Below are 14,332 nucleotides of genomic sequence, written 5' to 3'. Positions count from 1 at the left end.
ATGGCGCTTACTAAAGCCGACATAGCTGAACACCTATTTGAAAAGCTCGGGATCAATAAAAAAGATGCCAAAGATTTAGTTGAAGCGTTTTTTGAAGAAATCCGCTCAGCGCTTGAAAAAGGCGAGCAGATTAAGCTCTCTGGATTTGGTAACTTTGATCTTCGAGATAAGAAAGAAAGGCCGGGACGTAACCCGAAAACGGGAGAAGATATCCCAATTTCAGCACGTCGCGTGGTTACCTTTAGACCGGGGCAAAAGTTAAAAACCCGTGTCGAAGTAGGCACAAGCAAAAAATAAAACAAAAAGGCAGCGTAAGCTGCCTTTTTTGTATCTGTTTTATTATTTCCGGGGGGAAATAAACGTTCCTTGATCTATTTGTTGCAAAGTCTACTCGGCTAACCTATCTAAACTCTCTAAATTCTTTCCTTGTGCTATTAACTGCTGCTCATTTAACAGTATATCAATATGTTCAATACCAGAGAGCTGAGCTATTTTGGCAAAAATATAAGCATGTTTATATTATTGGTGTTTATAAAACAGGCTGATCAAAGACATATATATTTCAGGATTCGGTTCATGCTTGGCTTTATTCCGCGCTAGCGTGTTGTATAAAAAATTAATCGCTTTTTCTTCATCAACCTTAATGTAATAAGACGCTAAGTAAAATTGCATCTCAGCACTTTGTTCAACTTCTGCAGTATGTTCTAAAGCGAGCAAACGTGTTAATGCACTTTCGTCATTGTTTCTTGACCAATGATAATAAAGCAAGCCCGGATGGCTGGTGTGTTTTGTCTGTTGATAAATCCGCGCCATTTCCCTCATACTCGTTAAGTGGGCACGTTGGCGAGCCGTGGTTTTGCTTTTTAATTTAATGTGCTGAATGTTGCCTACATGGATGTAGGTAAGGGGCGTGAGCAGAACGCGGAAGCTTTGCTCGGTTTTTACTTATTCTTACATGGATGTAAGCCAGTAGAATAACGCAGGAGCAGTTATCGAGCCCACTAGGTTACAAACCTCGCGCCGCGATTAAATTGTCCCTAGTTTGAACAAATTTTAATCCACAAAGGTCAACAGACCCTCATATAGTATTATTCTAGCCTAAACTTTAGTCTCTAACAGTAGAGAATAAAATGAGATTAAATTAGAATAGGCCTGCCCGAAGGAATGCATTGCTCTCAAAATTCGATGCACTCTTAGGCTATCCGTTCAAAATTGTTTAATTAGGTAAAAAAAATGACCTCATCTCACGAGTTAGAATACACAAGTAGCTGGCAAGAACGTCAAGATTACGCAGAAAGCATGCAGCCTATTATTGGTAAATTGTATCGTAATCGTGGTATTGAAATCGCTGTTTACGGCCGTCCATTAGTAAATTCAAGCACTATTGATATTATCAAGTCTCACAAATCAGTAGCTCAATTTGAAGGGACTAAACTGCGCCTACGTGAAAGCTTCCCATTCTTAGAAGCTATCAGCAAAATGGAATTAAATTCTGCCCGTATCGATATTGGTAAATTAGCATACAGCTATTTATACACAGATGCAGCGAATGGTCGTTCAGTAGAAGAGTTTGTTAAAGATGAACTTGCTGAAATTGTTGACTCTAAACCAAAAGCACCACGTGACGTTGTACTTTACGGTTTTGGTCGTATCGGTCGCTTATTAGCGCGTTTATTAATTGAAAAATCAGGCCCGTATGCCGATTTAAACCTTCGCGCTATTGTTGTGCGTGGCGGTAAAGATGGCGATTTAGAGAAACGTGCAAGCTTATTACGTCGTGACTCTATCCATGGTCCATTTAATGGTTCTATCACCATCGATAAAGAGCGTAATGCAATTAAAGCAAACGGTAGCTACATTCAAGTTATCTACGCTAACTCGCCAAGTGAAGTTGATTACAGCGCCTACGGTATCGAAAACGCATTAGTCGTTGATAACACAGGTATCTGGAAAGATGAAGCCGGCCTTGGTCAGCATTTAGAATCTAAAGGGGCTGTAAAAGTATTATTAACAGCGCCTGCTAAAGGTAATATTAAAAATATTGTTTACGGTGTAAACAACCAAGATATTTTACCGGAAGACAAAATTGTCTGTGCAGCAAGTTGTACAACCAATGCAATTACGCCAACACTTAAAGCATTAAACGATCAGTTTGGTATTAAGAATGGTCACGTTGAAACGGTTCACTCGTACACTAATGACCAAAACTTAATTGATAATTACCACAAAGCAGAACGTCGTGGTCGTGCTGCGGCACTAAACATGGTTATCACTGAAACAGGTGCAGCGAAAGCGGTTTCTAAAGCATTACCAGAGCTTGAAGGTAAACTAACAGGTAACGCAATCCGTGTACCTACACCAAACGTATCGTTAGCTATCTTAAACTTGAACCTTGAAAAGAGTACAACGGTTGAAGAGCTTAATGCGTTTTTACGTGAAACAGCACTTCACTCAGACCTACGTGATCAAATTGATTACACAGCATCAACTGAAATCGTCTCTACCGATTTAGTGGGTAGCCGTTACGCAGGTGTTGTTGATTCTCAAGCAACGATTGTTGATGATAACCGCGTAGTACTTTACGTATGGTACGACAATGAGTTTGGTTATAGCTGCCAAGTAGTTCGCTGTATGCGCGACATGGCAGAAGTCTCATTCCCAAGTTTACCTCGATAAACACATGAGCAATTAAGAAAAGCCAGCACTTGCTGGCTTTTTTAGGTCTGAAGATTTTTAAAGTGAAGCGGTTATGGTACGCTTTATTAAATTGGGTACGCGTTTATACACTTATAAAGTGCAGTAACACGTATTTACCTCTTGGCTAAATGCCTTAGTCAAAGACACACAGTTAACTAATAGGTTTGTTGTAATGAAAATCAGTAGCAATTTCGACAGTGGTAATATTAAAGTTATTGAAGCCACCGATCCGTTAAATATTCAGCTAGAAATTAATAAAGATCATCAGTCTGAGTTTTATCAGTGGTTTCACTTTCGTCTTGAGACAACGCCTTATCAACTTCATCAGTTAAATATTAATAATCTTGATAAGTCTGCATACCCTGATGGTTGGGTAGACTACCAAGCTGTTGCCTCATACGACCGTCAAACATGGTTCCGTGTACCGTCTTCGTATGAAAATGGCACATTAACATTTGAGCTTGAGCCTGAGTGCAGCAGCGTTTACTTCGCCTACTTTGCACCTTACAGCTACGATCGTCATTTAGACTTATTAGCATGGGCGCAAAGTCAAGAAATTTGCCAACTAGAAACACTAGGTCAAACGCTTGATGGGCGTGACATGAGCGTGCTTAAAATTGGTCAGCCAAGCGCCGATAAAAAAGTAATTTGGATCACTGCTCGTCAACACCCAGGTGAAACAATGGCAGAGTGGTTTGTAGAAGGCTTAGTACACAAGCTACTTGATGATGAAGACCCACATGCAGCAGCGTTACTATCAAAAGCGGTATTCTATGTAGTGCCAAACATGAATCCAGATGGCAGTGCACGTGGTCACTTACGTACTAATGCTAAAGGGGTTAATTTAAACCGTGAATGGCAAACACCCAGCATGGAAAACAGCCCAGAAGTTTACTTAGTGCTTAATAAAATGCGCGAAGCCGGCTTAGACATGCACCTAGACATTCATGGTGATGAAGCCATTCCATATAATTTTGTTGCCGGTAGCGAAGGCATACCAAGCTATGATGCACGCCTAAAAGGCCTAGAGGATAGCTTTAAAGCCGCGCTTTTAACTATTACTCCAGAATTTCAAGATACGCATGGCTACGATAAAGACGAACCAGGTCAAGCTAATTTAACAGTAGGTTCATCAGCCACAGCAGAAGAATTTAAAGCACTAACTTACACAGTTGAAATGCCATTTAAAGATAATAATGACTTACCCGATCCAGATTATGGTTGGTCAGATCGTCGTTCTTATCAATTTGGTCAAGATACCTTAGCAGCCATTGTTAATGTTGTAGACGACTTAAGATAAAACGTTTGCTTTAAGGGTATCAATAAATATTGATACCCTTTTTATTTTAGGCTAAACCAACTGTATTAAAAAATAAAAATCATTTCCCACCACAACACTAAAACGTTTCAATATACCTTCTCGACAGATTTAATACCATATAGTCTAAATCAATTCCCACTCAGTTAAACCTTGTCTTAGCAGGCTCAATATAAATCAACAATGAGTTGTTTTGAAAATTAACTGTTAACAACATTGGGTACTTAAGTTAATATCGATTGAGCAATAAGAAAAACGGAAAAGATTACCCCCTTATTTCGTAAAGCTTATGACAGGTATTCTGAGTGGCAGAGTATGGTAATTAATAATAATAAATATAACTGTGAGGATGTTCATGGAAGCTTTTGTAAGCGCCGTTAATGATGTTGTTTGGAGTGATGCACTCATCTATTTATGCCTAGGCGCAGGCTTATTTTACTCCGTATTAACTCGATTTGCTCAAGTTAGACATTTTAAAGAAATGTGTAAGCTATTATTTAGCCCTAACACCTCAGAAAAAGGCATCTCATCTTTTCAAGCTCTTGCTGTTTCATTATCTGGCCGAGTAGGGGTTGGTAATATTGCCGGTGTGGCAGCCGCAATTGGTTTTGGTGGCCCTGGCGCTATTTTTTGGATGTGGGTTGTTGCTTTTTTAGGTGCAAGTACTGCATACGCGGAGTCAACATTAGGTCAAATTTATAAATTAGAAGAAGACGGCCAATACCGCGGTGGCCCAGCGTATTATTTTGACCGTTGTTTAGGGCAAAAGTGGCTAGCTGTATTATTTGCTGTGTCGGCAATTATAGCGTGTGGGGTTTTCCTGCCGGGCGTGCAAGCAAATGCTGTGGGCAATGCATTTACTCAAGTATTTGGCGATGGCACTATGGTGTCTACAAGTTTTGGTGACGTAGGCAGTTTTAAACTGGTTGCGTTGGCCATTATTCTTATTGTTTTAGCCTTTATTATCTTCGGTGGTATAAAGCGCATTGCTAATTTTACGCAAATTGTAGTGCCATTTATGGCGCTTGGTTACATCGTACTGGCCTTAATTATCGTATTTTTAAATATAGACAAAGTACCAGGCATTTTCTCGCTCATTATTGGTGATGCATTTACAGCTCAAGCAGGCTTTGGCGCTGCAATTGGTTGGGGTGTTAAGCGTGGTATCTATTCTAATGAAGCCGGTCAAGGTACAGGTCCTCATGCGGCGGCTGCGGCAGAAGTTGATCACCCTGCACAGCAAGGGTTAGTGCAAGCTTTTTCTGTTTATGTTGATACACTTTTTGTATGTACAGCAACGGCATTAATGATCTTAATGACGCAGCAATACAATGTAGTCGGCACTTTGCCAGAAGGGCAATTCATTATACAAAATGTCGATGCGGCAACTGAAGTGGGATCAGCAGCATTCACCCAAATGGCGTTGTTTAGTGTATTTGGAAGCTTTGGAGAAGCGTTTGTAGGTATCGCTTTATTCTTCTTTGCTTTTACCACCATACTGGCCTATTACTTCATTGCTGAGACGAATATCGCGTACTTAAATCGCTACTTTAAAGGAAGTATTCCGCTTGTAGTGGTAAAACTTATGATTATGTTTATGGTAGCCTACGGCATGGTTAACAGTTCCGGTTATATATGGACTATTGGCGACATAGGCGTTGGCTTAATGGCGTGGATCAACATATTGGGTATATTAGCCATTTTCTTTGTCGCTAAACCGGCCTTAACATGTTTGAGTGATTATGAAGACCAGAAGAAAAAAGGTGGCAAAATCACATTTGACCCAGTTAAGTTAGGGATTAAAAATGCTACCTTCTGGGAAAAGCGCCTTGAAAAGCAATCAAAAGACGCTGAATAAACAGTTCCCAATAACCTAATATCATCTATTGGGTTAAATTCAAAAAAGACAAAGAGCAATAAAACAAGTACAATGAAAAGCGCCGAAAGGCGCTTTTTTTATGCGTAGTATGGAGAGAGATGTATGGCGATTATTCGTTGCCCCAAATGTGCAAAATCAATTTCAGATAAACATTCGCAGTGTCCACATTGCCAAAGTAACGTTGCTGAATTAAATGCCGAGCAAGTTCAACAACTTCAACGTGAGCAGCGAATTAAAAAGCAGCAAATGTTTATGAACCACTCCTTTTTAGCGCTGATCTTATTTTTAGGTGGCTTCTTTTGTTTGTACTTCCTACAACCTCAAGAAAAAACACTTCAGTGGTATGCGTATACCTCGGCCATTGGCATCGGCTGTATTTGGTACCTTATTAACCGTATTATTTTAGTGACTCTGAAAAAGAAAAAATGACATGAATATTGACAACCTAGTACAGAATATTACTCCAGAATTATTTGAGCGCTTACAGTATGGCGCGGCAACGGGAAAGTGGCCAGATGGCACGCCTTTATCAGATGAGCAAAAGCAACAAACAGTGCAACTAGTGATGTTGTACCAAGCAAAAGTAGCACAATCAAACGAGCAGTTTACCATTGGTGCAAATGGAGAAATGATCCAAAAAACCAAAGCGCAACTACAAAAAGAATTCAAATCAGATAACGAAATAGCTAGGTTCAGTGAAAATGATCTTTAAACACCTTTTTACACCAAAATGGAAACACCCGAAGCAACAAGTTCGTTTAGATGCGATTGAAAAACTTGATGTGGTACGTGACGTAACAATTTTAAGCACCTTAGCCCTTGAAGACTCATCGGCTGAAATCCGTCGTAAAGCACTGCAAAAAGTAAACGACTTACCACTGTGGTGGAAAGCTTACAAACAAGATCAGGCATTGAAAGATGTTGCTGAACAACAAATCTCATCGGCTGTATTAAACAGTGAAAGTAGCTTATCGGCGCAGATTAAAAATGAGTATATTGAACGCTTTGCACCGGTTAAAACCCTTGAAAAACTAGCATTTGCTGAAAAAGAACTGCAAGTGAGAGTTAAGCTATTAAAACGCCTAGCTAACCCAAAGCTGATTGAAAAAGCCTTTAAAGAAGCAAACGAAGAGCTGCAAAAACAGTTAGTTGATTTAGTCATTACTCAGCAGCTAACTAAAGCACTGTTAAAGCATGCTCAAGGTGAAGCCAAAGTTGTGCTAGAAAGTCATCTTGAAAACGAGCGTTTAGCGCTTGAAATGCCATCGCAAGTTGAAAACGCAACCCGTGTAATTTTAGCAAAGCTTAATGCATTGCGTGATAAAAATGACTACGCCATTGTTAACTCACAGGCTGCAGAACTCATAGCGCAGTGGCAAGCTCTTGAATTAAAATGGCTAAGTGAAGAACATGTAAAAACCCTTGATGCCAAATATATATCAATTACCGATAAGCTTGATGCTCACATTGCAACTTTAAAAGCGCAACACGAAATAGAGCAGCAGCGTTTAGTGCAGCAACAACGTCAAGTGTTAGCATTAGCAACGTTAGAAGCGCTGAGTGAAGAAATTGAAAATGCATTGCAACTTGGATTAGAAACCCCAGAGCAAATTCAGCAAGATTGGCTTAATGCAAAAGTAGCACAAGCAAAAGACACATTAGATAAAACGCAACTAATGGCTGATCAGCAATCAAAACAAGTGATTAATAAGCTTGAGCAACTATTTTTACAAGTTGCCAAGTTACCTGAGCTAACCGCGGCGATTAAAGAATATAAAATTGCTTACAATGCGCTATGCGAAATAAAACCCGCCGAGCAGCTCAGTGATTACGATCAACAACTTAGTGCTTTTAATCATACATTTAAAGAGGCACGCGGCCATTTAGCTGTACTTAGCAATGATTTACAAGCGTCGTTTAAAACCCAACTTAATGCCCATAAAAAGCAATTTTTAGCTGCAATGAGCGAACTCACTAAGCCGCTTGAAAAAACGCAAAGCCAAGCTAAACGTAAGGCACGTGATGTTAAACGTTTAATTGAAGAAGGGCGCTTTAATGTTGCATTTGGTGTGTTTAAAGGCTTTGAAGAGTTATTTAACGAATTGACCGAGAAATATCAACAACCGCTGGTTAATTTAAAAGCAGACCTAGAAGCGCAATTAGCCGATGCTAAAGATTGGCAAAAATATGCGGCCGCACCAAAACGTGCAGCACTTTTAGAAGAAGTAACAGCGTTAGTTGATGAGCCGTGTAACGATCCGCAACAGCGCGCTGATCACGTTAAAGTACTTCGCAAGCGTTGGAACGAACTTGGACGCCTTGATACAGAGCAAGAGAAACAACAGGGCAACGAGTTCGATGAAAAAATTGAGCTTTTATTTGCTCCTTGTCGCAGCTACTTCGCTGAGCAAGAAGTGCAACGTGAGGCAGCAAAAGCAGAGCGCGAGCAATTGATTGCTGATATGCATGCATTGCATTTACAAGCGACAGGGGATGCTGATTTAGATTGGAAACAACTAGAAAGCAACTATAATCGTTTGCAAAAGGCATGGCGAAGTGTGGGTAAAGTTGACCCGAAAACATACCGCGTGTTGAACGAGCGTTATAAGGCAGAGCAGCAACAGGTTGTAGCGTCACTTAACGCGTTTCATAAAGGCAATGCTGCACTTAAAAATGAGATCGTTGAACAAGCACAGCAATTATCACAAAGCGATAATTTAGCAGATGCTTGCCAACAGCTAAAACAGTTACAGCAACAGTGGCAAACCATAGGATTTGCAGGTTTAAAAGCTGAAAACGCATTGTGGCAAAAATTCCGTGAGTTTAATGATGCAACATTCACTAAACGAAGCGAAGAGTTTGAACAGCAAAAGCGCGAACAAAGCGAGTCAGATAAGCTGGCAACAACTGAGCTGAATGAGCTTGAAGCAGCATTAAATAGTGTAGAAGGTAAAGCCCAATTACTTGATTTACAAACCAAAGTTAAAGGGTATACACAGTTTAAATCGTTAACCCCTAAAGTGTCTGCTTTGTTATCAGCCATAGATGAAAAGCTGACAGGCTTAGCGGCTAAAAATGAGCAAGCTAATTTAGATGCTTTATTTGTTGCACTTGAGAACAACGAGCCAGTCCCGAGCCAATTTAATGATACAGTTAAAACAGCATTGAGCTGTGAGCAGCTGCTAACGCGTATGGAAATACTTGCGAGCGTAAGTTCGCACAACTCAGCGCAAAGAATGGTAGAGCAAGTAGCCATGCTTGATGATAAGCACCGTGGCGAACACGCTGATTTAAATTATTATTTAAAGCAGTTATTAGCACTCAGCGAGGGTTCAGTTACAGCTGACACACTAGCAAGATTAAAAGTTATTTTTGCTGTAAAGTAAGCGCAATTACTTTTATCAACTAAAATAAAAAAAAACCGCTATTCAAGCGGTTTTTTATTATGGCTACTTACTGCCAAGACGATTAATAAATAGGGTTTTGCATGAAAATTTTTGTTTTTATTTCACTATTATTTTTAACTGCCTGTAACAGTACGCAGGGTATTTCGGTTTATTCATTTACAAATTCAGAGGTTGAGTCGTTACTAAATAAAGAGTTACCTAAATTAAGTGAAAAAGTTAGCCTGATGGGCTTACCTGTGCAGTTTGATGTGAATGATTTAAGCGTTAATATTGGCCCAGATAATAGTGATTATGTTTTATTAGGTGCTGATTCTAGCGCCGAAATTAATGCTTTTGCGTTAAAGTACCCAGTGCGCTTAAAGCTGCAAATACAGGGCACCCCTTTTTATGACAGCGAGAAAAAAGCGGTATTTTTACGTAATGTTAAGTTACTCGACTCAAGCATTGATGCGGGTGGCTTTAAAGGTAATTTAGAAGTGCTGGATAACGAGGCCATGGATGTAATGAATGCCTTTTTAGCCGTTAACCCCGTTTATAAGTTAAATATGAACGATCCTAAAATGGCATTATTAAGTAATTTACCTTTAGATTTAAAAGTAGTAGAAGGCGCTATTAAGCTAGTCCCTCGGTTATAATTTAGATCTAATAAGCGTAATAAAACGTATTAATTGACCTTATTATTAATAGATTAGGTTAATTATGGCTAATGAGCGATCCGTTCCCACCTCTCGACTTTCACGATTTGCAAAGTTAGGCTCATTGGCCACCGGCGTTGCCACAAATATGTTAGTGGGCGGTGCCAAAAGTGCGCTTAGTGGTAAAGGTTGGGATAATAAGAGCTTATTACTCCAGCCGAAAAATATTGAAAACTTAGCCACTCAGCTGTCGCATCTTCGCGGTGCGGCAATGAAGCTTGGGCAGTTACTTTCAATGGATGCTGGCGACTTATTAACTCCCGAGCTTGCGCAGTTACTGTCTTTGTTACGTGCCGATGCCAACCCAATGCCACATAAGCAATTAGTGAGCGTGCTAAAAGAGCAATGGGGGGATGACTGGTTATCGCGTTTTTCTCATATTGAACTAAGACCGTTTGCAGCTGCATCAATTGGGCAGGTTCATTTAGCTTATATAGAAAATGGTGATCAATTAGCCGTTAAAATTCAATATCCAGGTATTGCTAAAAGTGTGGTAAGCGATGTGGATAATGTGATCACTTTACTTACTTTATCGCGATTATTACCTAAAGAATTGGATATAAAACCCTTAGTTGAAGAAGCTAAGGCACAGCTATTAGCTGAGGCTGATTACACCCTAGAAGCACAGTATTTAGCACGTTACAAAAACCTGTTAGCAGATAACGCGCATTTCAAAGTCCCTAGCGTGTATCCTCAGCACAGTACTGCGCAAGTGCTAACCATGGAGTATGTAGATGCCAAGCCTATAGAGGGCATTACATATTTACCACAATCAGAGCGAAGCCGAGTTGCTGAACAACTGATTGATTTATTTTTTAAAGAAATGTTTGTCTTTAATTTAATCCAAACCGACCCTAACTTTGCAAATTTTCATTACCAACCTGAATCACAAAAAATAGTATTATTTGACTTTGGTGCCACACGCGAAATTACCCCAGCACTAAGTAATGCCTACCTAGCTTTATTTAAAGCTGGTAGTAATAATGATCGTGAAGGGGTGCTCAATGCTGCCACCGATATTGGTTATTTTAAAGATTCGCTCAAAGACAATTACAAAGAAAAAGTGATTGATTTGTTTTTAATGGCCTGCGAGCCACTGCGTTATCACGGTGAGTTTGATTTTAAAAACAGCGAGCTTGCTAGCAATATTAAAGATGCTGGCTTGCAGTTAAGCGCACAGTCACAGCAATGGCATACGCCTCCTGTTGATGCGTTGTTTATTCACCGTAAGCTAGCGGGCTTGTATTTAATTGCAGCACGGCTAGAAGCAAAAATAGATATTAAGGCATTATTTAGCCATTACTAGGTGCTAAAGCAGGAGAGAATTGGCATAATACTCGCGATATTTCGCGAGGTCTGCAATGATAAAAAACTTTTTAAACGATCCTACTTTATTACTTAATGCGGTAGGTGAGGGCATATACGGATTTGATTTATCTGGTAATGCGGTATTTGTAAACCCAGCCGCAGAGCGAATGACGGGTTGGACGGCCGAAGAATTGCTGGGTAAAAAAATACATCAATATCATCATCATAGCCATGCCGATGGCACGCCTTATCCTGCCGATGAATGCCAAATTTACTGCACCATGTTTGATGGCAAACGCCGCGAGGTTAAAAACGAAGTATTTTGGCGTAAAGATGGCAGCGCCTTTGCTGTTGAATATACCTCCACGCCTGTTTATAAAAATAGCCAGCTTATTGGTGCCGTGGCCGTTTTTCGCGATATATCAGCGCAGCAGCGAACCCAAACCGCGCTCCAAGATGCTTTAGCGCAAGTAAAGCATTTAAGCGAGCAGCTCAAAGATGAAAACGACTACCTTACTGCCGAGCTAAATCAGGATTGGCAAGACTCAGGGCTTGTAGGGCGCAGTGATGTATTTCAACGTATGTTGCAGCAAATACAGTTAGTGAGCGAAACCGACAGTACGGTGTTGATACTTGGCGAAAACGGTACTGGTAAAGAGCTGGTGGCGCGTAACTTACATAGATTAAGCAAGCGCAATGAGCAGGCGTTTATAAAAGTTAATTGTGCGGCGTTTACCCCTAGCTTATTAGAATCGGAGTTGTTTGGACACGAACGAGGCTCGTTTACCGGCGCAAATGAGCGACGTAAAGGGCGTTTTGAACTTGCTGATAAGGGCACTTTATTTTTAGATGAAGTGGCAGAGCTGCCGTTAGAGTCACAAAGTAAATTATTACGAGTATTACAAGAGCGCGAATTTGAGCGAGTAGGGGGCAGCCAAACCCTAAAAGTCGATATTCGTATCATTGCTGCAACCAATCGTAACTTGTGGGAAATGGTACAAGCAGGGCAGTTTAGAATGGACTTATATTATCGTTTAAACGTGTTCCCTATCAAAGTGCCAGCACTAAAAGAGCGAAAAGAAGATATACCTTTTTTATGTCAAAACTTAATTGTGCAAATAAACAAGCGGCTAGGTAAGCAATTACAGGGGTTAAGTAACAAAGCTATTAGGCAACTACAGGCCTATGACTGGCCCGGTAATATCAGAGAGCTGCAAAATGTGTTGGAGCGAGAAGCTATTTTGTCTACACAGCCCACGCTGCAGTTAAGTCAGCCGCTAAAAGCGGGTGATGCGAGTACTGTTAACCCAACGCTTACACTAGATGAGGCGCAAAGGCAGCATATTATCTCCGTACTGATGTTATGTAACTGGAAAATTGCAGGCGAACAAGGCGCGGCAAATAAGCTGGGCTTACCTGAGAGTACGCTTCGCTCAAAAATGCGAAAATTGGCAGTGCAACGCACACCTTAACTCGCGATATATCGTGCATGTCGTTAAATGTCGCGAATTTTTGCTTGGGTAATTTGTGTAAAATCAAAAAATATCAATAAGTTAAATTAGCTTTCACTGTGGTCTGAAAGTTGCAAAAGCATACTTAATACCCGTCACTATTAAGTAAGTAGCATGAAGTTTGATATTAAAGAAGAAGACATGATCATTAAGCCCTACAAAGAAGAAGGGCCGATTTATATACGCGAGCAAAAAGGGTTTTTTCAGCGTATACGCCGTAATTTAGGCTGGCTGCTAATGCTCAGCTTTATCGCCATTCCTTGGATTCAATATAACGGTCAGCAAGCGGTTTTATTGGATGTGGCCACCCAAAAGTTTACTATTTTTGGCCTAACCTTATTACCTCAAGACTTTATGATTCTCGCCATGCTATTTATGGTGGGGGCGTTTGCGTTATTTTTTGTGACCAATTGGCTTGGCCGTGTGTGGTGCGGCTATACTTGCCCGCAAACAATTTGGATGTTGATGTTCTCTTGGGTGGAACAACGTATTGAGGGGACGCGTAACCAACGTATTAAGCTTGATAAAAGCCCATGGGATATTACCAAGTGGCGTAAAAAAATTACTAAGCACAGTGCATGGCTGGTTATTTCACTCTTAACTGCCACTTCTTTTTTAGCGTATTTTATTCCAGCTAAAACCTTATACCTAGAAATGGTTAATTTTGAATGGTCTGGGATCACTAGTTTTTGGGTGTTTTTATTTGCATTTTGTACCTATGGCAACGCAGGTTTTTTACGAGAAAAAATGTGTACAGTGGCGTGTCCGTATTCGCGCTTTCAATCTGTGATGTTTGATAAAGACACGCTGGTGGTAACCTATGATAGCGAACGAGGTGAAAACCGCGGCCCACGTAAACGTAAAGCCGATCCTAAAGCGCTTAATTTAGGTGACTGTGTAGACTGTAACTTATGTGTTGAAGTGTGCCCTGCTGGGATTGATATTCGCAATGGACTGCAATATGAATGTATTAACTGTGGCTTATGTATTGATGCCTGTGACGATACCATGGATAAGTTTGGCTACGAAAAAGGCTTAATTAAATACGCCAGTGAAAAGCAAATGGCGGGGCAAAAAACTAATCCATTTAGGCTCAAGTTAGTGGGCTATGGCGCTTTAACTGCGCTGTTAATTATTTCTATGTTTGCTTGGATGCTACAACGTACGCCTATCGAAGCCTCTGTCCTTAGAGACAGAAACGCACTGTATCGGGTAAATTATGAAGGGTTAGTCGAAAACCCTTATACACTCACCATCATTAACAAAACGCAGCAACCTTTGCATTATTCTATTTCAATTAGTGGGTTAGAAGGTGCGAGCTTGCAAAGTCCTAACGCCGTGTTGGTAGAGCCAGGGTTGATGAAAAGTGTTCCTGTAACGGTTACTGCCGATGGATATGATATACCCACGAAGGTGAGTAAGCTGCAGTTTAAAATCACCGCACAAGAGGACAATAGCATTTCTATTACTAAAGAGAGTCAGTTTTATAAAAACTAGCCCATTTGGTTTTTCGTTGA

General features: G+C 40.4%; 11 protein-coding genes and 1 pseudogene. 11 read left to right on the top strand and 1 reads right to left on the bottom strand.

Going from position 1 to position 14,332, the window contains the following annotated elements; translation table 11 throughout:
* A complete protein-coding gene (ihfA, locus tag BG00_RS13120; RefSeq protein ID WP_008114070.1) occupies positions 1-297 on the top strand; it encodes an integration host factor subunit alpha in 297 nt (98 codons plus the stop codon).
* A gap of 90 nt (positions 298-387) precedes the next feature.
* On the opposite strand, the pseudogene BG00_RS13115 reads toward ihfA, so the two are convergent.
* A pseudogene (locus BG00_RS13115) lies at positions 388-885 on the bottom strand (DUF2989 domain-containing protein); the annotation flags it as partial.
* Between the two features lie 348 nt (positions 886-1,233).
* On the opposite strand from BG00_RS13115, the gene BG00_RS13110 reads away from it, so the two are divergent.
* The 10 genes from BG00_RS13110 (at position 1,234) to ccoG (ending at position 14,312) form a co-directional block, all read left to right on the top strand.
* The gene (locus BG00_RS13110; RefSeq protein ID WP_036983084.1) at positions 1,234-2,676 is read left to right on the top strand and encodes a glyceraldehyde-3-phosphate dehydrogenase; all 1,443 of its coding nucleotides are present in this window, start codon (positions 1,234-1,236) and stop codon (positions 2,674-2,676) included.
* A gap of 193 nt (positions 2,677-2,869) precedes the next feature.
* Positions 2,870-3,997 (top strand): M14 family metallopeptidase, encoded by a 1,128-nt coding sequence (locus tag BG00_RS13105; RefSeq protein ID WP_036983082.1) that lies wholly within the window; start codon positions 2,870-2,872, stop codon positions 3,995-3,997.
* Between the two features lie 373 nt (positions 3,998-4,370).
* Complete coding sequence (locus BG00_RS13100) at positions 4,371-5,873, top strand: alanine/glycine:cation symporter family protein (protein ID WP_036983081.1); 1,503 nt, start codon at positions 4,371-4,373, stop codon at positions 5,871-5,873.
* 123 nt (positions 5,874-5,996) lie between these two features.
* Positions 5,997-6,323, top strand: a complete 327-nt coding sequence (locus tag BG00_RS13095; protein WP_013464606.1) for a hypothetical protein — start codon at positions 5,997-5,999, stop codon at positions 6,321-6,323.
* Position 6,324: 1 nt separating this feature from the next.
* On the top strand, positions 6,325-6,606 hold the full coding sequence (locus BG00_RS13090; RefSeq protein ID WP_013464607.1) for a YeaC family protein: 282 nt from the start codon (positions 6,325-6,327) through the stop codon (positions 6,604-6,606).
* Positions 6,596-9,280, top strand: a complete 2,685-nt coding sequence (locus BG00_RS13085; RefSeq protein WP_036983079.1) for a DUF349 domain-containing protein — start codon at positions 6,596-6,598, stop codon at positions 9,278-9,280. The genes BG00_RS13090 and BG00_RS13085 overlap by 11 nt, the downstream gene beginning before the upstream one ends.
* Positions 9,281-9,381: 101 nt before the next feature.
* Positions 9,382-9,936, top strand: coding sequence for a YceB family lipoprotein (locus BG00_RS13080; protein WP_024601178.1), 555 nt, complete (start codon positions 9,382-9,384; stop codon positions 9,934-9,936).
* A gap of 64 nt (positions 9,937-10,000) precedes the next feature.
* Positions 10,001-11,302 (top strand): ABC1 kinase family protein, encoded by a 1,302-nt coding sequence (locus tag BG00_RS13075; RefSeq protein WP_036983077.1) that lies wholly within the window; start codon positions 10,001-10,003, stop codon positions 11,300-11,302.
* A gap of 55 nt (positions 11,303-11,357) precedes the next feature.
* The gene (locus BG00_RS13070; protein ID WP_036983075.1) at positions 11,358-12,776 is read left to right on the top strand and encodes a sigma-54 interaction domain-containing protein; all 1,419 of its coding nucleotides are present in this window, start codon (positions 11,358-11,360) and stop codon (positions 12,774-12,776) included.
* Between the two features lie 153 nt (positions 12,777-12,929).
* Positions 12,930-14,312: a cytochrome c oxidase accessory protein CcoG gene (ccoG, locus tag BG00_RS13065; protein ID WP_033102667.1), complete on the top strand. Its 1,383-nt coding sequence runs from the start codon at positions 12,930-12,932 to the stop codon at positions 14,310-14,312.
* The last annotated feature ends 20 nt before the right edge of the window (positions 14,313-14,332 follow it).

The sequence above is a fragment of the Pseudoalteromonas sp. SCSIO_11900 genome (genome assembly GCF_000576475.1).
GTDB classification, from domain to species: Bacteria; Pseudomonadota; Gammaproteobacteria; order Enterobacterales; family Alteromonadaceae; genus Pseudoalteromonas; species Pseudoalteromonas tetraodonis.
Note: the sequence above shows the minus strand (reverse complement) of the source record. Positions and strands in the feature narration are given on the sequence as shown.

Bases quoted from the DNA above. Each gene is read 5' to 3' on its own strand.
- BG00_RS13100 (WP_036983081.1), top strand. From the start codon at position 4,371: ATGGAAGCTTTTGTAAGCGCCGTTAATGATGTTGTTTGGAGTGATGCA.
- BG00_RS13105 (WP_036983082.1), top strand. From the start codon at position 2,870: ATGAAAATCAGTAGCAATTTCGACAGTGGTAATATTAAAGTTATTGAA.
- BG00_RS13085 (WP_036983079.1), top strand. From the start codon at position 6,596: ATGATCTTTAAACACCTTTTTACACCAAAATGGAAACACCCGAAGCAA.
- ihfA (WP_008114070.1), top strand. From the start codon at position 1: ATGGCGCTTACTAAAGCCGACATAGCTGAACACCTATTTGAAAAGCTC.
- BG00_RS13110 (WP_036983084.1), top strand. From the start codon at position 1,234: ATGACCTCATCTCACGAGTTAGAATACACAAGTAGCTGGCAAGAACGT.
- BG00_RS13075 (WP_036983077.1), top strand. From the start codon at position 10,001: ATGGCTAATGAGCGATCCGTTCCCACCTCTCGACTTTCACGATTTGCA.
- BG00_RS13095 (WP_013464606.1), top strand. From the start codon at position 5,997: ATGGCGATTATTCGTTGCCCCAAATGTGCAAAATCAATTTCAGATAAA.
- ccoG (WP_033102667.1), top strand. From the start codon at position 12,930: ATGAAGTTTGATATTAAAGAAGAAGACATGATCATTAAGCCCTACAAA.
- BG00_RS13070 (WP_036983075.1), top strand. From the start codon at position 11,358: ATGATAAAAAACTTTTTAAACGATCCTACTTTATTACTTAATGCGGTA.
- BG00_RS13090 (WP_013464607.1), top strand. From the start codon at position 6,325: ATGAATATTGACAACCTAGTACAGAATATTACTCCAGAATTATTTGAG.
- BG00_RS13080 (WP_024601178.1), top strand. From the start codon at position 9,382: ATGAAAATTTTTGTTTTTATTTCACTATTATTTTTAACTGCCTGTAAC.